Origin of the sequence: Xylophilus ampelinus, assembly GCF_003217575.1 — a bacterium.
Classification (GTDB): domain Bacteria; phylum Pseudomonadota; class Gammaproteobacteria; order Burkholderiales; family Burkholderiaceae_C; genus Xylophilus; species Xylophilus ampelinus.
In genome coordinates, this window is the sequence record NZ_QJTC01000001.1 from 215,846 (window position 1) to 234,094 (window position 18,249).

18 protein-coding genes are annotated in these 18,249 nt (G+C 69.4%); 8 read left to right on the forward strand and 10 right to left on the reverse strand.

Going from position 1 to position 18,249, the window contains the following annotated elements; all coding sequences use genetic code 11:
- Positions 1 to 122: 122 nt before the first annotated feature.
- The 4 genes from DFQ15_RS00940 (at position 123) to DFQ15_RS00955 (ending at position 4,927) form a co-directional block, all read left to right on the forward strand.
- Positions 123 to 1,835 carry a long-chain fatty acid--CoA ligase gene (locus tag DFQ15_RS00940; protein WP_110464158.1) on the forward strand — a complete coding sequence of 571 codons (1,713 nt, stop codon included), beginning with the start codon at positions 123 to 125 and terminating at the stop codon, positions 1,833 to 1,835.
- An 85-nt stretch (positions 1,836 to 1,920) separates the two neighbouring features.
- A complete protein-coding gene (locus DFQ15_RS00945) occupies positions 1,921 to 2,202 on the forward strand; it encodes a hypothetical protein (RefSeq protein ID WP_110464159.1) in 282 nt (93 codons plus the stop codon).
- 180 nt (positions 2,203 to 2,382) lie between these two features.
- Positions 2,383 to 3,975 (forward strand): methyl-accepting chemotaxis protein, encoded by a 1,593-nt coding sequence (locus DFQ15_RS00950; protein WP_110464160.1) that lies wholly within the window; start codon positions 2,383 to 2,385, stop codon positions 3,973 to 3,975.
- A gap of 76 nt (positions 3,976 to 4,051) precedes the next feature.
- Positions 4,052 to 4,927 carry an ion transporter gene (locus DFQ15_RS00955; RefSeq protein ID WP_110464161.1) on the forward strand — a complete coding sequence of 292 codons (876 nt, stop codon included), beginning with the start codon at positions 4,052 to 4,054 and terminating at the stop codon, positions 4,925 to 4,927.
- Positions 4,928 to 5,013: 86 nt separating this feature from the next.
- On the opposite strand, the gene DFQ15_RS00960 is transcribed toward DFQ15_RS00955, so the two are convergent.
- Positions 5,014 to 5,526: a DUF1439 domain-containing protein gene (locus DFQ15_RS00960; RefSeq protein WP_158528988.1), complete on the reverse strand. Its 513-nt coding sequence runs from the start codon at positions 5,524 to 5,526 to the stop codon at positions 5,014 to 5,016.
- A gap of 307 nt (positions 5,527 to 5,833) precedes the next feature.
- On the opposite strand from DFQ15_RS00960, the gene DFQ15_RS00965 reads away from it, so the two are divergent.
- The gene (locus DFQ15_RS00965; protein WP_110464163.1) at positions 5,834 to 7,390 is read left to right on the forward strand and encodes a methyl-accepting chemotaxis protein; all 1,557 of its coding nucleotides are present in this window, start codon (positions 5,834 to 5,836) and stop codon (positions 7,388 to 7,390) included.
- A gap of 57 nt (positions 7,391 to 7,447) precedes the next feature.
- Here the strand turns inward: DFQ15_RS00965 and DFQ15_RS00970 are convergent, their stop codons facing one another.
- From DFQ15_RS00970 to DFQ15_RS01000, 7 genes are all read right to left on the reverse strand, one after another.
- A complete protein-coding gene (locus tag DFQ15_RS00970; RefSeq protein ID WP_310593095.1) occupies positions 7,448 to 8,329 on the reverse strand; it encodes an amino acid ABC transporter ATP-binding protein in 882 nt (293 codons plus the stop codon).
- The gene (locus tag DFQ15_RS00975) at positions 8,313 to 8,966 is read right to left on the reverse strand and encodes an amino acid ABC transporter permease (protein WP_110464164.1); all 654 of its coding nucleotides are present in this window, start codon (positions 8,964 to 8,966) and stop codon (positions 8,313 to 8,315) included. The genes DFQ15_RS00970 and DFQ15_RS00975 overlap by 17 nt, the downstream gene beginning before the upstream one ends.
- A gap of 8 nt (positions 8,967 to 8,974) precedes the next feature.
- Positions 8,975 to 9,637 (reverse strand): amino acid ABC transporter permease, encoded by a 663-nt coding sequence (locus DFQ15_RS00980; RefSeq protein WP_110464165.1) that lies wholly within the window; start codon positions 9,635 to 9,637, stop codon positions 8,975 to 8,977.
- A gap of 43 nt (positions 9,638 to 9,680) precedes the next feature.
- Positions 9,681 to 10,475 (reverse strand): transporter substrate-binding domain-containing protein, encoded by a 795-nt coding sequence (locus tag DFQ15_RS00985; protein WP_110464166.1) that lies wholly within the window; start codon positions 10,473 to 10,475, stop codon positions 9,681 to 9,683.
- Complete coding sequence (locus tag DFQ15_RS00990; RefSeq protein WP_110464167.1) at positions 10,472 to 11,245, reverse strand: GntR family transcriptional regulator; 774 nt, start codon at positions 11,243 to 11,245, stop codon at positions 10,472 to 10,474. The genes DFQ15_RS00985 and DFQ15_RS00990 overlap by 4 nt, the downstream gene beginning before the upstream one ends.
- Positions 11,246 to 11,375: 130 nt before the next feature.
- The gene (locus tag DFQ15_RS00995; RefSeq protein ID WP_110464168.1) at positions 11,376 to 12,746 is read right to left on the reverse strand and encodes a hydantoinase/carbamoylase family amidase; all 1,371 of its coding nucleotides are present in this window, start codon (positions 12,744 to 12,746) and stop codon (positions 11,376 to 11,378) included.
- Positions 12,743 to 13,414, reverse strand: coding sequence for an orotate phosphoribosyltransferase (locus DFQ15_RS01000; protein ID WP_110464169.1), 672 nt, complete (start codon positions 13,412 to 13,414; stop codon positions 12,743 to 12,745). Before DFQ15_RS01000 ends, DFQ15_RS00995 begins: the two co-directional genes overlap by 4 nt.
- A 122-nt stretch (positions 13,415 to 13,536) precedes the next feature.
- Between DFQ15_RS01000 and DFQ15_RS01005 the strand changes: the two genes are divergently transcribed.
- Positions 13,537 to 14,469, forward strand: coding sequence for a LysR family transcriptional regulator (locus DFQ15_RS01005; protein WP_233504207.1), 933 nt, complete (start codon positions 13,537 to 13,539; stop codon positions 14,467 to 14,469).
- A 79-nt stretch (positions 14,470 to 14,548) separates the two neighbouring features.
- Here the strand turns inward: DFQ15_RS01005 and DFQ15_RS01010 are convergent, their stop codons facing one another.
- Positions 14,549 to 15,982 (reverse strand): NAD(P)/FAD-dependent oxidoreductase, encoded by a 1,434-nt coding sequence (locus DFQ15_RS01010; RefSeq protein WP_110464170.1) that lies wholly within the window; start codon positions 15,980 to 15,982, stop codon positions 14,549 to 14,551.
- 115 nt (positions 15,983 to 16,097) lie between these two features.
- Between DFQ15_RS01010 and DFQ15_RS01015 the strand changes: the two genes are divergently transcribed.
- Both DFQ15_RS01015 and DFQ15_RS01020 read left to right on the forward strand, forming a co-directional pair.
- Positions 16,098 to 16,862: a 2OG-Fe dioxygenase family protein gene (locus DFQ15_RS01015; RefSeq protein ID WP_110464171.1), complete on the forward strand. Its 765-nt coding sequence runs from the start codon at positions 16,098 to 16,100 to the stop codon at positions 16,860 to 16,862.
- A gap of 102 nt (positions 16,863 to 16,964) precedes the next feature.
- The gene (locus DFQ15_RS01020) at positions 16,965 to 17,423 is read left to right on the forward strand and encodes a universal stress protein (protein WP_110464172.1); all 459 of its coding nucleotides are present in this window, start codon (positions 16,965 to 16,967) and stop codon (positions 17,421 to 17,423) included.
- Positions 17,424 to 17,481: 58 nt separating this feature from the next.
- On the opposite strand, the gene DFQ15_RS01025 is transcribed toward DFQ15_RS01020, so the two are convergent.
- The gene (locus DFQ15_RS01025; protein WP_110464173.1) at positions 17,482 to 18,237 is read right to left on the reverse strand and encodes an SDR family NAD(P)-dependent oxidoreductase; all 756 of its coding nucleotides are present in this window, start codon (positions 18,235 to 18,237) and stop codon (positions 17,482 to 17,484) included.
- Positions 18,238 to 18,249: the final 12 nt, after the last annotated feature.

Consider the following 18,249-nt stretch of genomic DNA (forward strand, 5'->3'; position numbering starts at 1 on the left):
CCCACATCCGCGCCGGCGAGCAACCGGTGCCGGTCGCGAAGGCGACGTGAACAGCGGCCGCATAGGGCTGGCCCGGTGGGTGTGCGGCGACTGCAGCGCTACCCTTGCAGCAAGGAGACCGCATGCAACCGCATTACAAGTTCTGGCCCCGGCGCCTGCCCCATCGCATCATCCCGCCGGCGGTATCGCTCTGGGACAATCTGGCCACATCGGCCCGCCGTTATCCGCAAAAGGCTGCGGTGGTGTTCTTCGGGCGAACCACCACGTATTCGGAACTTTCGGCGCAGGCCGAACGGCTGGCCGGCCATCTCTTCCAGCTCGGGGTTCGCAAGGGCGACCGGGTGGCGCTCGACATGCAGAACTGCCCGCAACTGGTGGTGGCGCACTTCGCTATCCTGCGGGCCAATGCGGTGGTGGTGCCGGTCAACCCGATGAACCGCGCGGAAGAGCTCAAGCACTACATTACCGACCCGGATGCCCGCGTGGCGATCACGACGGCCGACCTGGCGGGGGACCTGGCCGCCGCCAGCAACGCGCTGCCGGCGGGCAGCGGGCTGCGACACATGGTCGTCACGCACTTTTCAGACGCGTTCGACGCCGGCACCGAGGGCGAGAACGCGCCGCCGCCCGCCTGGCGCGAGTGGCTGGGCACGCGACATGCCACGCCGGTCCTGGCCGGCGGTACGGTGCACCCATGGGCCGACGCGCTGTCCTGCCCGGACGCGCCGCCGTCGCTGGACGTCGGCCCCGACGACCTGGCACTGCTGCCCTACACCAGCGGCACCACCGGCCTGCCCAAGGGCTGCATGCACCGGCACGCCGGCATCATGCACAACGCGGTGGCCGGCCTCGCCTGGAGCAACGGCACGTCGGAGAACGTAACGCTCGCGGCGATCCCGATGTTCCACATCACCGGCATGGTGAGCCTGCTGCACACGGCGGTCTACGGCGGCGGCACGCTGGTGGTGATGCCGCGCTGGGACCGCGACCTGGCCGGCCGGCTGATATCGCGCTATCGGGTGACCCACTGGACGAACATTCCGACGATGCTGATCGATCTGCTCGGCAGCCCGCAGATGCACAGCTACGATTTGTCGAGCCTGGTCTACATCGGCGGCGGCGGGGCTGCGATGCCGCAGGCGGTGGCGCAGCGGCTGCTGGAGGAATTCGGCCTGCGCTACACCGAAGGCTACGGACTCACCGAAACGGCCGCCCCCTCCCACACCAACCCGCCCGACGCGCCCAAGCAGCAGTGCCTGGGCATACCCTTCGTCGGCACCGCGTCGCTGATCCTCGACCCGGATACGCTCGAACCGGTGGCACAGGGCGAGCAGGGCGAAATCGTGGTCTGCGGGCCTCAGGTGTTCTCGGGTTACTGGAAGCGGCCGGACGCCACCCGGGCGGCCTTCATCGAGCGCGACGGCCAGCGCTTCTTTCGCACCGGCGACCTGGGCCGTACCGACGAAGACGGCTACTTCTTCATGACCGACCGGCTAAAGCGGATGATCAACGCGTCGGGCTTCAAGGTGTGGCCGGCCGAGGTGGAGGCGCTGATGTTCCGGCACCCGGCGATCCAGGAGGCCTGTGTCATCGCCACCCGCGACGCGTACCGCGGCGAGAGCGTGAAGGCGATCGTCGTGCTGCGCCACAGCCATGCAGACACGTCGGCCGAGGACATCGTCGCCTGGTGCCGCGAGAACATGGCGGTCTACAAGGCGCCCCGGATGGTCGAGATCGTCGCGGCGCTGCCCAGGAGCGGCAGCGGCAAGGTCATGTGGCGAGCCCTGCAGGAATCCGAAAACGCCGCCCAGGTGCAAACCGCGCCGAGGCTGTGACCTTGGCGCGGCACCGCTTCATACGGATGTCACGACAACCGGGCATAGGGGCGGTAGAGTGCGGTTTTTCTCCCTACCGCCCGACATGAACGCCATCAAACAAGCCCGCCGATTCATCGAATCCGACCCCGACAGCGACGGCGCGAAGACGCTGCTGGAGCTGGTCCTGGCGCTGGAATCGGCCGGCAGCTTTGAGCTGGGCAGCCTCTACAAGCTCGACTATCCCCGCTTCGGCCTGGCGATGGACATCCTGCAGGAGTGGCGCCTGGACCGCTATTACGCCGGCAAGGCCGAATTCTTCGATCTGTCGATGCGGATCGACAGGCTCCCCTCGGGCGCGGTGCAGCCGGCGGCCGTACTGAGCTGATTCGGCTTCTATCCTTCACAAAACGGCTTCTGGCAGGTTTCACCCCTTCTTTTCATCTCCTGGAAACTCCGAACTTCAGCTAAATTAAAGCCGGGTAAAATAAGCCGAAGATGTGTTCAGACCCCATCTCGCGCGCGGCCACCGGCCGTGCCTGCCTGGTGTCTAAATCTAGGAGTCGTTATGGCGTTTAGGGACCTTTCGGTCAAGACCAAGCTCGCAATCAATTTCGGCGTGCTCACCGCACTGCTGCTCGCGGTGGCCGCCTCGGGCCTCGTGGCCCTCTCCAATGCCAATGCGCAGTTCAGGCAGTACGTCAACGGACTGAGCGCCCGCGCCCGGGTGGCCGAGCATGTCCGCTCCTCGGTCGACCGGCGGGCAATCGCCGCTCGTAACCTGGTGATCGCCGGCAGCCCGCAGGACGCGGATGCCGAATACGCCAGCGTGTTGCAGGCCCACAAGGACGTGGACACCAACCTGCAGAAGCTCGGCGCGATGCTGGCGTCTTCGCCCGAGCCGAATGCCACCGCCAACGATCTCTACGCCCGCATCCAGCAGATCGAGCGCCAGTACACCCCGGTGGCCATGAACATCGTGCAGCTGGCACGCGAGCAGAAGCGTGACGAGGCGATCGCCGCCATCATCCAGAAGTGCAACCCCTTGCTGTTGCAGCTGGTGCAGGCGACGCAGGCGTACTCCGACTTCACCGCGCAGCGTGCCCAAGCCTCCATCGAAGAAGCCACCGCGCATTTCGAACGGCAGCGCGCGATGCTGCTCACGTTCTGCCTGCTGTCGGCGGTGGTGGCGCTTGCCACCGCCTACACCATCACGATGCGGCTCACGCGGGCCCTGAAACAGGCGGTCGAGGTGGCCGACCACATCGCCGAAGGCGACCTGTCGCACCGAGTCGACATCCTCGCCAAGGACGAGACCGGCCAGCTGCTGCTGGCGCTGCGCAACATGCAGGAGAAGCTGAGCGGCATCGTCGGTGCGGTCCGCGAAAACGCGGTGGCGGTCGCCTCGGCCAGCGGCGAGATCGACGACGGCAACCACGACCTGAGCCGGCGCACCGAGCAGCAGGCCTCGGCCCTGCAGCAGACGGCCGCGTCGATGGAAGAGCTGGGCTCCACCGTGCAACACAACGCCGCCAATGCGCAGAACGCGAACCAGCTGGCGCTGCAGGCATCGGAAGTGGCCACCCGCGGCGGCGGTGTGGTCGAGCAGGTGGTGGAGACGATGAAAGGCATCCAGGTCAGCTCCAGCCGTATCGCCGACATCATCGGCGTGATCGACGGTATCGCGTTCCAGACCAACATCCTGGCGCTCAACGCGGCGGTGGAGTCGGCGCGGGCAGGCGAGCAGGGGCGCGGATTCGCGGTGGTGGCGGCCGAGGTGCGCAGCCTCGCGGGCCGCAGCGCCGCGGCGGCCAAGGAGATCAAGTCTCTGATCGACGCCAGCGCCGAGCAGGTCGCGCGCGGCACCACGCTGGTCGGCGACGCGGGCAGCACCATGGCCGAGATCGTCGGTGCGGTCAAGCGCGTCAGTGCGCTGATGAACGAGATCAGCTACGCCACCAACGAGCAGAACCAGGGCATGCAGCAGGTGGGCGGCTCGGTCACGCTGATGGACGAGATGACCCAGCAGAACGCCGCGCTGGTCGAGCAGAGCGCGGCGGCCGCATCCGGCCTGCGGCTGCAGGCAGAGCAGCTGGTGCAGGCGGTATCGGTGTTTCGCCACGTATCCGCGGCGCACGGCCCGCTGCTGACGCTGCAGTGAACGCCGGTGCGGCGCCGCGGCGCAATGCAAGGTGCGTGCGGCAGGCACGCGCCGGCCACGCTTCTAGAATCCGCGGATGGCCGACGCACCCCCGATCTCCCCGCCCGAATCCATCCGTTTCGGAAAGCCCGAGCGCGGCTGGCGACTCGACGTCTACCGCATCATCTTCGAGTCGGAAACCACGGCCGGCCGCAACTTCGACAAACTGCTGATCCTGTTCATTTTGCTGAGCGTGGGCGTGGTGATCGCCGACAGCGTGCAGGCCATCCACGACCGGCACTACCTGCTGTTTAGCCGGCTGGAGTGGGTTTTCACCGTGCTCTTCACGCTCGAATACGCGGCCCGGCTGCTGTGCCTGCGGCATCCCTGGCGGTATGCTCGCAGCTTCTTCGGCGTGGTCGATCTGCTGGCCCTGCTGCCGACCTACTTGGCGCTGGTGTTTCCGGAGCTGCACGCACTGATCGACGTGCGGATCCTGCGGCTGCTGCGGATCTTCCGGGTGTTTCGGCTGGCGGCGTACGTGGTCGAGTTCCAGGCGCTCGCCCAGGCGCTACAGACCAGTCGCCGCAAGATCATGGTGTTCCTTTCGGCGGTCTTGATGATCGTGCTGGTGGTCGGCACGCTGATGTACGTGGTCGAAGGTCCCGAGCACGGTTTCACCAGCGTGCCGACCTCGGTCTACTGGGCGATCACCACCATGACCACCGTCGGGTTCGGCGACATCACGCCGCGCACCGACCTGGGCCGGCTGATTTCCTCGGTCATGATGCTGCTCGGCTGGGGCACCCTGGCCGTGCCGACCGGCATCGTCACCGCCGAGATGACGGCGCGGCGGGTGATGGTATCGTCGGGTGCGCCGGCCTGCGAGGCCTGCGGCGCGGTGGGCCATGCGACGCAGGCGCGCTTCTGCATGCAGTGCGGCGCGCCCCTGCCCGAGCACGCGGGCCGCTAGCCGGGCATCCTGCGGATGCGGTCGGCTCAGCGCTGGCGAGGGTTCGAACGGCAGGCGCCGGTGCCGTCGCGCATCCCGCCCGCGTCTCAGCGCACCTCCACCGCCAGCCCGGCATCGGTGACCGTGATGTCGCCGATCTCGACTTTGCGGTTGCCGAGCCGCAGCTCGTCCTCGGTAAAGGTGTGCAACGGATAGTCGCGCAGCAGTTCGCGGGCCACGGTGGCGCCCAGCGCCTGGAGGTTGCGGCTGTCGGCGGCCGACAGGCCCTGCAGGGTGAGGCGCTCGGCCGTCGGCTCGTGCAGCCGCACCGCACGGGCTTGCGCATCGAATTTCAGGCCGCTGCTGATCTCCAGCACACCCGGCACCGGCGTCGGCAAGAACAGCGGATTGCGCACCGTCGCATCGACCGTGACCGACAGGCGATTGGTCTGCGGCAGCAGGGCCACGCGCGGTGATGTCAGCTTCACCTCGAACATCTCCATGTACCGCAGGCCCACCGGAAAACGCTTGGCGATGCCGGCCTGCACTTCGTCGCGGCCGATGGTATAGGTCCCGGTCCAGATGTTGTAGCCCGCCTGCGAAGGGCTCGACCATGCCATGGTCGCAAGACATCCGAGGGCGGTAGACAGGGCGGCACGGCGGTTCGAGGTCAAGGGCATCGTGGGGAGAGTGTGTCAAGCATTCCGGTGTGAGGAATTTCCGCATGCGGCGGTTCCGGCATCGAACGCGCTGCGGATTTCGAACTTTCGCCGGAAGTGCATAAAACTGAACCAAAATAGTTTTAGTTGACTTCGATGTTGCTGCAAGCGGAAATGCGAGGGTTTAAGAGCAATGGAATTGCAGATACACACGCTTACGATCCGCCTTGCATTCGTTTTCAAAGCCCTCTGAACCGGAAGCGCCCGTATGCCCAACCGCCTGCACAGCCTCAGCATCGCCAAGCGTCTCGGAGTTCTTACCGCCAGCGCGCTGGTCGGGGTGGCGCTGCTGACCGCCATCTTCCTGGTGTCGGAACGCCGCTTGATCATGGACGAGCGGCAAGCCAGCGTCCGGCAGAACGTCGAATCGGCCCACAGCCTGATCGTGCATTTCCACCGGCTGGCGACGAGCGGCAAGCTCTCGGAGGCCGACGCGCGGCAACAGGCGATGGCCGCGATCAAGTCGATGCGCTACGGCGGCAACGAATACTTCTGGATCAACGACTTCACCCCGACGATGGTGATGCACCCGGTGCGCCCGGAACTCGACGGCAAGAATCTTTCCGAGAACAAGGATCCCACCGGCAAGCGGCTGTTCGTGGAGATGGTGCAGGTCGCCAAGGCTTCGGACGGCGGCTTCGTGCCTTATCTCTGGCCCAAGCCGGGCAGCGACGCGCCGGTGCAGAAGGTGTCCTATGTGCGGGGCTTCGCCCCGTGGGGCTGGATTGTCGGCTCGGGTGTCTATGTCGACACGGTGGACGCGGCGATCATGGCCCGCGTCGTCCGGTTCGGAGCCGGTGCGCTGCTTCTGACGGCGGTGCTGCTGGCCATCGGCCTGCTGATTTCGCGCGGCCTGCTGCGGCAGCTCGGCGGCGAGCCCGACCACGCAGCGCGCCTGGCCGACCAAATGGCCCGCGGCGACCTGACGACGACGATCGTCACCCGGCCGCAGGACACCACCAGTCTGGTGCATTCGATGCGCAGCATGCGCGACAGCATCGCCGCCATCGTCGGCGACGTGCGACTGGGCACCGAGGCTATCGCGGCGGCATCGAGCCAGATCGCCTCGGGCAACCACGATCTCTCGGCCCGCACCGAGCGGCAAGCCAGCGCGCTGGAGCAGACGGCCGCGTCGATGGAAAAGCTGACCAGCACCGTCAAGCACAACGCCGACAACGCACGCCAGGCCAGCCAGCTGGCGGCCTCCGCCTCGGCGGTGGCCGCACGCGGCGGCGACGTGGTGGCGCAAGTGGTCGACACGATGGGCTCGGTCAACCGCTCGTCGAAGAAGATCGTCGACATCATCGGCGTGATCGAGGGCATCGCGTTCCAGACCAACATCCTCGCGTTGAACGCCGCGGTGGAGGCCGCCCGTGCCGGCGAGCAGGGCAGGGGCTTCGCGGTGGTGGCGTCGGAGGTGCGGAGCCTCGCACAGCGGTCCGCCTCCGCGGCCAAGGAGATCAAGACGTTGATCGACGATTCGGTGGGCAACGTGGCCCACAGCACCCGGCTGGTCGACCAGGCCGGTGCCACCATGACCGAGGTAGTGCAGAGCGTCAAGCGGGTGACCGATATCGTCGGGGAGATCGCGTCGGCCAGCCAGGAGCAGTCGCAAGGCATCGACCAGATCAACCAGGCGATTTCCGACATGGACGCGGTGACGCAGCAGAACGCGGCGCTGGTCGAAGAGTCGGCGGCCGCCGCCTCTTCGATGCGCCACCAGGCCGAGCAGCTGTCGCAGAGCGTCAGCGTGTTCCGGCTCTGACGCTTCGGCGCGGCGCCGTGCGGACGGAAATCCGCTATCCCGCCGCGGCGCGCGGGCTCAGTCGTGCAGAGACGACAGGAACTGCTTCAGCTCAGGCGTCTGCGGGCTGCCGAACACCGCCGCCGGCGTGCCCGATTCGTGCACCCGGCCCTGGTGCATGAAGATCACCCGGTCGGCCACCTTGCGGGCGAAATTCATCTCGTGCGTCACCATCAGCAGCGTCATGCCTTCCAGCGCCAGCGACTCGACCACCCGCAGCACCTCGCCGACCAGTTCCGGGTCCAGCGCCGAGGTGATCTCGTCGCAGAGCAGCACCGCCGGCTCCATCGCCAGCGCGCGGGCGATGGCCACCCGCTGCTGCTGGCCGCCCGAGAGTTGCTCGGGCCGCGCGTCGAACTTCTCGGCCAGGCCCACGCGCTCCAACAGCTTCTTCGCATGCGCGCCGGCGTCGGCCTGGGATTTGTTCCTGACCAGCGTGGGCGCCAGCATCACGTTGCGGCCCACCGAGAGGTGCGGAAACAGGTTGAAGCCCTGGAAGATCATGCCGACGCGCTGGCGCAGCTCGCGCATCGCCATCGCGCTTTCATAGATCAGCTGCTTGCCGTCGACGGTCAGCGCGCCTTCCTGGAATACCTCCAGTCCGTTGATGCAGCGCAGCAGGGTGCTCTTGCCCGAGCCGCTCTTGCCGATGATCGCGATCACCTCGCCGCGCGCCACTTTCAGGTCGATGCCCTTGAGCACCTCGTTGCTGCCATAGGACTTGCGCAGCCCGGTGATCTGCACGATAGCGGCGCCCCCCGGCTTTCCACTGCGCTGCGCTCCGTGCGATTCGCCACCCCCCAAATGCAAGGCGCGGCCGCCCCGGGGCGGCCCGGCGGTTCGGCCGCCGTCGTTTGAAGAAGGCATGCCGGGGCTTGCGTCGTCAACGGCGGTCTGCATGGAGTTTCCTTTCGAGGGACCTGGCAACGAGGCTGATCGGGAAGCACAGCGCGAAGTACATCAGCGCCAGGCAGCTGTAGACGACGAAGGGTTTGAAGGTGGCGTTGGAGATCATGCTGCCGGCCTTGGTCAGCTCGATGAAGCCGATCACCGAGGCCAGCGCGGTGCCCTTGACCACCTGGACCAGGAAGCCTACGGTCGGCGCGATCGCCAGGCGCGTCGCCTGCGGCAGAACCACATGGCGCAGCTGCTCGGCGAAGCTCAGCGCCAGGCTGCCCGACGCCTCCCACTGGCCCCGGGGAACGGCGGCCACGCAGCCGCGCCAGATCTCGGTGAGGAAAGCGCTGGTGTAGAGCGTGAGCGCCAGCGCGGCCGAGAACCAGGCCGAGGTGTCGATGCCGAGCAGCGCCACGCCGAAGTACGCCAGGAACAGCTGCATCAGCAGCGGCGTGCCCTGGAACACCTGCACGTAGCCGCCGACGAAGCGTGCGGCGATCTTGCCGCGCCCCAGCCGCAGCACCAGCAGCGCCATGCCGACTATGCCGCCACCGACGAAGGCGATCAACGAAAGGGCCACCGTCCACCGCGCCGCCAGCAGCAGGTTGCGCAGGATGTCCCAGAGGGTGAATTCGACCATGACACGCTCTAGCGGCCGAAGATGAAACGCGGTCCGGCCCACTGCAGCAGCCGCCGCAGCGCGATCGACAGCAGCAGGTACAGGCCGGTGGCGACGATGAAGGCCTCGAACGCGCGGAAGTTGCGGCTCTGGATCAGGTTGGCCGCATAGCTCAGCTCGGGCGTCGAGATCTGGCCGCACACGGCCGAGCCCAGCATCACGATCACGATCTGGCTGGTCATCGCCGGCCAGACCTTGGCCAGCGCCGGCGGCAGCACTACCCGGGTGAAGATCTGCAGCCGGCCCATCGCCAGGCTCTGCGCCGCCTCGACCTGGCCGCGCGGGGTGGCTTCGATGCCGGCCCGGATGATCTCGGTGGCGTAGGCCGACAGGTTCACCACCATGGCGATCACTGAGGCGGTCTCGGGCGAGAGCTTCACCCCCGCGACCGGCAAGCCGAAGAAGACGAAAAACAGCTGCACGATGAAGGGCGTGTTGCGGATCAGCTCCACGTAGGTCCCCACCCCCCAGCGCAGCCAGGCCTGGCCGTGGGCCCGCGCCCAGGCGAAGGCGATGCCCAGGGCCATGCCGACCACCGTGGCGATCGCCGTCAGTCCCACCGTCCAGTAGGCGCCGTGCAGCAGCAGCGGCCATTCGGCCAATACCGCGGGAAAGTCGAGCTGGATGCGCATGGGCCGTCCGTCCTGTGGGTGAGAAGACCAGCCTTCGGGCAGCTTACTGCGGAAGGTCGCCGGCGGGGCGGCCGAGCCACTTGTTGGCCATCTTGTCGATGTCGCCGCTGGCCTTGGCCTCGGCGATGATCTCGTTGACCTTCAGGCGCAGCTTGTCTTCGCCCTTGGCCACACCGATGAAGTTGGGGCTGTCCTTGAGCAGCAGCTTGTATTCGGCGTTGACCTGCGGGTTCTTGGCCATCATGTTGCCGGCGACCGACGCGCTGGTCGCGACCACCTGGGTCTGGCCCGCGACGAAGGCGGCGATGGTGGCGTTGTTGTCCTCGAAGCGCTTGACGTCCACGCCGGTGGTGGGGATCACCTTGGCCAGCTCCTGGTCCTCCATCGCGCCGCGCGTCACCGCGACCGACTTGCCGGCCAGGTCGGCGAAGCTCTTGATCTGCAGGTTCTTCGGCGCGAAGACGGCCTGGAAGAACGGTGAATAGGCGGAGGTGAAATCGATCACCTTCTCGCGCTCGGCGTTCTTGCCCAGCGTCGAGATCACCAGGTCGGCCTTGCGGGTCTGCAGGTAGGGCACCCGGTTGGCGCTGGTGACCGGCACCAGCTCGACCTTGGCGCCCAGCTTGGCGGCGATCAGCCTGGCCATGTCCACGTCGAGGCCCTGCGGCTGCAGGTCGGTGCCGACGAAGCCGTAGGGCGGATAGTCGGTCGGGACCGCGATCTTGATCGACTTCGACTTCATGATGGTGTCGAGGGCCTCCTGTGCGTGCGCGCCGGTGGCGGCCAGCGAGGCGAGGGCGACCAGGCCCAAGGCGAGGCGACGGGAAACGCGGGTCATAGCGAGGCTCCTAGGTAGGTGGAAGAGTCGAGGGATGCGGACGGGCCGGACGCAGTGGGCACCGCGGAGGATCGGTGTGTGCCGCGGGCGCAGCAGGCCATCGGCGCGAGCGCGTCGCCCAGCTGGCGCAGCGTATCGACCTCGGCCGTCGGCCGCGACCGCAGGGCGTTCTGCACCGTGGCGATGTGATCGGACATGAGGCGCTCGGCCAGTGCGGTGTCGCCGGCTTCCAGCGCGGCGACGATGCGCACATGGTCCTCGCACGACCGCGCGGCGTCCTGCGACGATTGGTAGCGCATCGCGATCAGGGAGGTGCGGGCGGTGAAGTCGCGCAGCGTGTCGGCCAGCAGATGGTTGCCCAGGCATTCGGCCAGGCAGACGTGGAAGTCGCCGAGCAGGAAACTGCGGGCGCCGACGTCGCTGCCGCGCAAAGCGGCTTTCTCGCGCTGCAGGTGCAGCTGCAGCTGCTTCAAGGCCGGTTTGCCCGGGGGCGGCATCTGGCGGATCAGGCCGAGCTCTATCACCCGGCGCGCCGCGAAGGCCTCGCGGGCCTCGTCTTCAGAAGACTCGACCACGAACCAACCGCGCCGCGCGACGACGGTCACGATGCCGCGGGTCGCGAGCCGGGTGAGGGCTTCGCGCACGATGGTGCGGCTGCAGTTGAACAGGATCGCCAACTGCTGCTCGCCGAGGCGGGTGCCGGGCGCGAGCTTCCGCGCCATCACGGCTTCGATGATGCGGGTGCTGATGTCGGCGGAAGAGGCGGCCATGCCTGTATGCAAGCATTTCGCATGCCTGCTTGTATGCAAGCTTTGTGCATTCGATCGGGATTTCATGCTGCGATGTGGTGCGCCGCTGGCACAGTGGTGGATGCCGCTGCCATCCGCGACGGCCGGCACCTCAAACGACCGAGCCTATCGGCAGCGCGCCGGCCAGCACGCTTGCCGCCCGCATGAAATCGTCCAGGTCCATCGTCTCGCGCGGATTGTGGGAGCCATGGGCGTTGCGCACGAAGACCATCGCCGACGGAATGCCGGCGTTGGCGAACACGGCCGCATCGTGCCCCGCGCCGCTGGGCATCCGCTCCAGCGGCGGGCCGCCCTGCGCGTCGGCGGAGGCCGCCAGTCGGTCGATCCAGCCGGCATCCATCGTGGCGGGTGCGGTGACCAGCCGGGCATCGAACTCGAAGGTCACGCCCCGTGCCGCGGCGATGGCGGTGCACTCGTCGCGCATCAGGGCGTAGAAGCGGTCGAGCGTGCCGCTGTCCTGGCTGCGCGCCTCGAAGCTGAACTGCACTTCGCCCGGGATGACCGATACCGCCTGCGACGCGGCCGGCGTGCTGCAGATGCCGGTGGTCATCACCAGGTCCATGCCCATCTGCAGCAGCACCCGCCAGTGCTCGTCCATCCGCGACAGCAGCTCGGCCACCGCCAACAGCGCGTCCTTGCGCAGCCAGCGCGGCACCGCGCCGGAATGGCCGGTCTCGCCCAGGCAGCGGATGCTGTTGTGGCGCAGGTTGCCGCGGATGCCGGTGACGACCGTCGCCGGCCAGCCGCGCGCCACCATCACCGGCCCCTGCTCTATGTGGAGTTCCAGGTAGGCCGCTACGGCGCGGCCGTCCAGCAGCGGCTCGCCGCGCCGTATCGCCGCCACGTCGGCGCCGCATCGCGCCATCGCCTCGCCCAGCGTGCCGTGGCCGTTGCGGTGGTGCAGGGCCAGCGCATCGACCGGCAGGCGGCCCAGCATGGACAGCGAGCCGATGTAGGCCATGCCGTACCAGGCGCTCTCTTCTCCGCGCAGGGCCAGCACCTGCACCGGCGGCGCATCGGTGTGGCGCCCGCGCAGGGCGACCAGCACCAGCATGCCGGCCACGATGCCCGCCAGGCCATCGTAGTTGCCGCCGCGCGGCACCGAATCGGCATGCGAGCCGATCACCACCGCGGGATCGGTCCGCGTGTCTTCAGCCAGCCGCATCCACAGGTTCTGCGCACGGTCGCGGGAGCAGACGAAGCCGAGCGACGCCGCATTGCGCTCCAGGATGCACAGCGCACGCTCCTCGCCGCCGCCGTAGCTTTCGCGGGTGATGCCGGTGCCGTCGTGGGTGGCGTCGGCCACTTCCCGCAACAGGGCGTCGGCCCAGTCGCGCTGCGGCGCCAGATCGAGCAGTGCTGGCGCTGGCAAGGCTTCCGGGCGTACGGCCTGGAGGACGGCGGATGCATCCGCGTCGGACGTGGAGAGCGACGTGGCCTGTGCGGGCGTCGGCGCGCTCATGCCCCGATCCCTCCGTGCGCCACCGACCACCGGACCGGCGCCGCGCTGAAGTCGGCCAGCATGGCCGCCTGCGCGCCGGTCAGCCGGCCGTCCTCCTGCAGCGCGGCATGCAGCTGCGGCCACGTCGCCAAGGCGTGCAGCCGTAGTGCGGCGGTGTCGGCTGCCGCAGCCGGCGTCGGGTAGAGCGCGTAGTCGAGCAAGACCAGCGCATCGTCCACCACGGTGCCGGCTTGCCGCAATGCCGCGGCGGCGCCGCCTTTGGAGCGGCCGTCGGTGGTCACGTCGTCCACCAGCAGCACCCGCGCCTCGGCCGGCATGCGGCCTTCGAGTTGCGCGGTGATGCCCCAGCCGATGGGGCGCTTGCGCAAGTACAGCAGCGGCAACCGCAGCCGCTCCGCCAGCCACGCCGCGAAGGCGATGCCGGCGCTTTCGGCGCCCACGACCGCGTTGATGCCCGACGCGGCAACGTGCGGCGCGATGGCGTGGGTCGCGATGTCCATCACCTCGGTGCGCAGGGCGACGCTCGACATCAGCAGCCGCGCATCGACATACACCGGGCTGGCCCAGCCCGACGTGTAGATGAACGGCGTGGCATCGGCCACGCGCACGGCGCCCAGGGCGACCAGGGCGCGGGCCACGCGGGCGGCATCGGCGGGGGAAACGAGCATGCGCGGGTCCAGGGTCGGGCTAGGAAGAGTCGGATGCTAGGCAGCCCGCGCTCCTGCGAGAAGTGCGCAAATCGGCAGGAGCCGTTCCCGACTGCGATGTCTCGCCGGCGCCGACGGCTACGATGCGCGCACTCATGGCCCCGTTTCCATCTCCTCGTACGTTCCTGCGCCAGCTCGACCTGGCGACCCTCGACCTCTTCGCACTCGTATGCGAGAGCGGCAGCATCGCCCGCGCCGGCGAGCGGGGCCAGCTGGCGGCTTCGGCGATCAGCAAGCGCATCGCCGAGCTGGAGGCGCTGGCCGGCGCGCCGCTGCTGCTGCGCCACGCCCGCGGCATACGGCCCACTCCGGTCGGCGAACTGGTGCTGGCCCGTGTGCACACGCTGCTGGGCGAGGTGGAGCGGCTGCGGGTCGATCTGGGCGACGTGGCGGCCGGCGTGTGCGGACAGGTGCGGCTCTGTGCAAGCGCCTCGGCGATGGAGCAGTACCTGCCCGCCGACATCGCCGCCTTCATGCGCCGCCATGCCGACATCCGGATCGACGTGCGCCAGGGCGCCAGCCGCGCTGTGGCGCAGGCGGTGCGCGAGGGTGAGGTAGAGCTGGGCATCTGCGGCCAAAGCGACGGCGTGGCCGGACTCGAATCGCGCCGGTATCGCACCGAGCGGCTGGTGCTGGTGGTGCCGCGCGGCCATACGCTTGCCGGCCGGCGTGCGGTGGCCTATGCGGATGCGCTGGACGAGCCGCAGATCGGCCTGCGCGACAGCAGCACGGTGCAGCAGACGCTCGACCGCGAGGCCCGCGCCGCGCAACGCACGCCCGGCCGCCGGATCGAGGTGGACAGTCTGAGCGCGATGTGCCGGATGGTCGAGTGCGGCCTGGGCTTGGGAGTGATGCCCGAGGGCGCCTTCAAGGCGATGGGCGTCGGCCGGCGGCTCATCGCGCTGCGCCTGACCGACGCCTGGGCCGTGCGCGCGCTCGACCTGTACGCGGTGCGCTTCGACGCATTGCCGGCGGCGGCACAGCGCTTCGTGGACGAGCTGGCGCCGAAGCGTTAGAGCGTGTCATGCCTTTCGACGTACACGCGAAAGCCTGAAAGAGGCCCGGCGGTCGAGCGTTCCCCCCCCGCCCGGACGTCTATTCGTCGCCGTCGGCGCGCGAATGGCGCACGCCGGTCAGCACCCGCGCCGGCCGCTCGAAGCTCCAGTAGGCCGAAGCCCAGTCGAACAGCACCTCGATCCGGTTGCGGAAGCCGATCAGGAACCAGATGTGCGCGAATAGCCAGAACAGCCACGCCAGGAAGCCCGAGAAGCGCATCGGCCCGAGGGGCGTGGCCAGGTCGACCACCGCGGCATGCCGGCCGATGGTGGCCAGGTTGCCGTAGTCGCGGTAGCGGAAGGGCACTGTCGCCCGGCCGGCCAGCCGGCGGCGCAGGTTGGCGGCGGCGGTGCGGCCCATCTGCTTGGCCCCGGGCGACACGCCGGGCACCGGGCGCGGTGCCTGGCCCGGCGCATGGCTGAAGGCCGCGGCCAGGTCGCCGATCACCGAGATCTCCGGATGCCCGGCGAGCGACAGGTCGGGCTCGACCGCGACGCGGCCGGCGCGGTCCACCGTCGCGCCGGTGGAGCCGGCCAGCAGCTTGCCGAGCGGCGAGGCCGCCACGCCGGCGGCCCAGATCATGCATCTGCTATCGATTCTGTAGCTGGAGGCCGGCGCACTGTCAGGGCCAGCGGCCGATCCGACCTCCAATCCGTGCGCATCGATCCGCGTCACCCGGGCGCCGGTGCGCACATCGACGCCCAGACGCTCGAGCTGTGTGCGGGCCTTCTCGCCCAGGTGCTCGGGAAAGGCGGCCAGCACCCGCGGTCCGCCTTCGACCAGCAGCACCTGGGCGCTGGCCGGGTCGAAGTTGCGGAACTCGCCGGGCAGGGTCTTGCGGGCGATCTCGGCCAGGGTACCGGCCATCTCCACTCCGGTGGGGCCGCCGCCGACGACGACGAAGGTGAGCCATGCCGCGCGGCGCGCCGGGTCGGGCTCCTTCTCGGCCGCCTCGAAGGCCAGCAGCACCCGGCGTCGGATCGCGAAGGCGTCGTCGAGCGTCTTCAGGCCCGGCGCATGCACCGACCAGGCGTCGTTGCCGAAGTAGCTGTGGGTGGCACCGGCCGCGACGATGAGGTGGTCGTAGTGCAGCGTTCCGCCGTCCGACAGGCCCAGGGTGCGGGCGGCGGGGTCGATCGCGTTCACCTCGCCCAGCAGCACGGTCGCGTTCTTCTGCTTGCGGAAAAGGTGGCGGATCGGCGCGGCGATGGCCGGCGCGGCCAGCCCGGCGGTCGCCACCTGGTAGAGCAGGGGCTGGAACAGGTGGTGGTTGTTGCGGTCGACCAGCGTGATGTCGACCGCGTCGTTCGCCAATGCGCGGGCCGCTTCCAGCCCGCCGAAGCCGCAGCCGACGATCACCAGGTGCGGCCGGTCGCGCTTCGCGGCGGAGGTCGCCGCGGGATGGGTGGCCGGCGCGATGGATTCGGCGGCGATGGCTTCGAGCGAGGCGGTGGAGGGCGGTGTGGCGGTCATGCGCGTGATTATGGGTGGAGGGGCGGGAAAACCCTCGCCCCCTGCCGGCCGGGTACGCCCTCGCGGCGCGCGGGGCCGCCGCGATCGGCCGGCACGCGGTAGTAAGCTCCGCCGCATGAGTGCCAGCTTCGCCCCGCCGTATACGCCCCTCGACCACCTCGTGCCGCAGATGCAGGAGCGCGGCTGCGCCGTGCTGACACCGCAGGACGTGGGCCGCTGGAGCCGGGCCGATGCCGCATCGCTCGACGCGCTGCGCGCCGACTGGTCGGACCTGCCGCCCGACGAGTACCTGCGCGACGGTGGCCGCTACCGCAACCGCCGCCATGCCTGCTTCGTGGTGGAGGGCGACGCGGTGCGGCCGGTGCCGCACCGTGCCCACTGGCAGCCGGTGGAGTACAACGCCCTGCACGGCGGGATGGAGCGCTGGTTCGCGCCGATGCTGCCGCGGACCACCGGCGCGCCGGCCTGGCAGGGCGTGCTGCGGGCGCTGGCCGGGCTCGGCTCGGCCCTGCGCGGGCCGCAGCCCTGGTTCGTCGAGGCGCACCAGTTCCGGATCGACACCGCCGGCGGCATCGGCCGGCCTACGCCCGAGGGCGCCCACCGCGACGGCGTGGACCTGGTGGCGGTGTTTTTGATCGACCGGTTCCAGGTCAGGGGCGGCGAGACGCGCGTCTTCGATGCCGCCGGCCCCGGCGGCCAACGCTTCACGCTCGCAGAGCCGTGGTCGGTGCTGCTGCTGGACGACCCGCGCATGATCCACGAAACGACGCCGATCCAGCCGCTGGGCGAGGCCGCCGGGCAGCAAGGCCACCGCGACACGCTGGTCGTGACCTGCCGCGCCGGCAGCTTCCAGGGCAGTCCGCAGGCCGCGGCCGGCTAGCGGCATCCGGCCCGGCGCACCCCGCGCCGGGCCGTTCCAGCGGCGGCCCGTGCCGCCGGTTCCGGTGCGCAGCACCGTGCTACGACGAGAAGGAGAAGCGCCATGTTCACCCACATCCTGGTACCGGTCGACGGCTCCGACGCCGCGCTGGGAGCCCTGGCCAAGGCCGCGCAGCTGGCCGGGACTTTCGGCAGCGAGCTGTCGGCGGTCTACGTGATCGACCCGTATCCGTTCACCGGCGTCGGCACCGACCTCGCCTACGGCCAGGAGCACTATCTGGCCGCAGCCAGCGGCGAGGCCGACGCCGCGCTGCGCGCCGCCACCGAGACCGCCGCCGCCCTGGGTGTGGCATCCGAGACGATGGTCGTCGAGGGCCACGCGGTGCACCGCGGCATCGTGGAGACGGCCGAGAACGTCGGCGCCGACCTGATCGTGATGGGCTCCCACGGCCGCCGCGGGCTGGAGAAGCTGGTGCTGGGCAGCGTCACTCAGCGGGTGCTGGGCGACGTGCGGATCCCGGTGCTGGTGGTACGCGGCGCGCCGGCGGATTCCGAAGAATAGTGGCCGTAGCCGGCGTCCGGAGCCGACCTTATGCTATATAAAGCATAGCAATAGAGTTTCAGCTCCGCACGTCGGCCACCGGCTCCGCGCCGAAATCCGGCCGTGCCAGGAAGGCCAGGACCTGCGACGCCGCATCGGCCGGTGAGGCCAGTTGCGCACCGGTGTGCAGTCCCTCGAAGCGGGCGCGGTCGGGGAAGGCGGCCGCATCGGCGCTGCGCAGGTGGCGCTGCATGTCGGTGTCGACCACGCCCGGCGCCAGGGAGCAGAGCTTCGCGCCATGGGGCAGCAGGGCCTCGTCCAGCGCGGCGCAGCGGGTGAACATGTCCATGCCCGCCTTGGCGGTGCAGTAGCCTGCCTGCGACGCCATCGGCCGGCGGCCCAGGCCGGACGAGATGTTGAGCACCTTGCGCGGCACCGTCCAGGCGCGGGTGGAGTGCAGGAAGGCGGTGGTGAGCAGCATCGGCGCCTCCAGCCCGACGCGCAGGGCATGGGCGGTGTCTGCGGCCGCGGCGTCGCGCAGGGGAACCACCGGCGGTATCGTGCCGGCGTTGTTGACCAGGCTGGCGCCGGCCCAGGCGTGCGGATCGCTCTCCTTGAGCCACCCGGCCAGTCGCGCGGCCAGCGGCGCGCCGTCTGCCAGGTCGTGCTGCCACTGCAGCAGCGGCACGCCGGCCGCATCGGCGCGCTGCTGGAGCGCCGTATCTGCGGTGCGAGAGATGCAGAGCAGCCGGTGGCCCGGCCGTATCAGCTGCTCGGCCATGGCCCGGCCCATGCCGCGGGAGGCGCCGGTGAGGATGTAGAGGTGGTGGTTCATCGTTCGATTCTC

Coding starts and splice junctions, on each gene's coding strand:
- DFQ15_RS00970 (WP_310593095.1), bottom strand. CDS start 8,329: ATGCAGACCGCCGTTGACGACGCAAGCCCCGGCATGCCTTCTTCAAAC.
- DFQ15_RS01005 (WP_233504207.1), top strand. CDS start 13,537: ATGCGCGCACTCATGGCCCCGTTTCCATCTCCTCGTACGTTCCTGCGC.
- DFQ15_RS00940 (WP_110464158.1), top strand. CDS start 123: ATGCAACCGCATTACAAGTTCTGGCCCCGGCGCCTGCCCCATCGCATC.
- DFQ15_RS00975 (WP_110464164.1), bottom strand. CDS start 8,966: ATGGTCGAATTCACCCTCTGGGACATCCTGCGCAACCTGCTGCTGGCG.
- DFQ15_RS01020 (WP_110464172.1), top strand. CDS start 16,965: ATGTTCACCCACATCCTGGTACCGGTCGACGGCTCCGACGCCGCGCTG.
- DFQ15_RS00980 (WP_110464165.1), bottom strand. CDS start 9,637: ATGCGCATCCAGCTCGACTTTCCCGCGGTATTGGCCGAATGGCCGCTG.
- DFQ15_RS01000 (WP_110464169.1), bottom strand. CDS start 13,414: ATGCTCGTTTCCCCCGCCGATGCCGCCCGCGTGGCCCGCGCCCTGGTC.
- DFQ15_RS00960 (WP_158528988.1), bottom strand. CDS start 5,526: ATGGCATGGTCGAGCCCTTCGCAGGCGGGCTACAACATCTGGACCGGG.
- DFQ15_RS00985 (WP_110464166.1), bottom strand. CDS start 10,475: ATGACCCGCGTTTCCCGTCGCCTCGCCTTGGGCCTGGTCGCCCTCGCC.
- DFQ15_RS01025 (WP_110464173.1), bottom strand. CDS start 18,237: ATGAACCACCACCTCTACATCCTCACCGGCGCCTCCCGCGGCATGGGC.
- DFQ15_RS00990 (WP_110464167.1), bottom strand. CDS start 11,245: ATGGCCGCCTCTTCCGCCGACATCAGCACCCGCATCATCGAAGCCGTG.
- DFQ15_RS00950 (WP_110464160.1), top strand. CDS start 2,383: ATGGCGTTTAGGGACCTTTCGGTCAAGACCAAGCTCGCAATCAATTTC.
- DFQ15_RS00955 (WP_110464161.1), top strand. CDS start 4,052: ATGGCCGACGCACCCCCGATCTCCCCGCCCGAATCCATCCGTTTCGGA.
- DFQ15_RS00945 (WP_110464159.1), top strand. CDS start 1,921: ATGAACGCCATCAAACAAGCCCGCCGATTCATCGAATCCGACCCCGAC.
- DFQ15_RS01010 (WP_110464170.1), bottom strand. CDS start 15,982: ATGACCGCCACACCGCCCTCCACCGCCTCGCTCGAAGCCATCGCCGCC.
- DFQ15_RS00995 (WP_110464168.1), bottom strand. CDS start 12,746: ATGAGCGCGCCGACGCCCGCACAGGCCACGTCGCTCTCCACGTCCGAC.
- DFQ15_RS00965 (WP_110464163.1), top strand. CDS start 5,834: ATGCCCAACCGCCTGCACAGCCTCAGCATCGCCAAGCGTCTCGGAGTT.
- DFQ15_RS01015 (WP_110464171.1), top strand. CDS start 16,098: ATGAGTGCCAGCTTCGCCCCGCCGTATACGCCCCTCGACCACCTCGTG.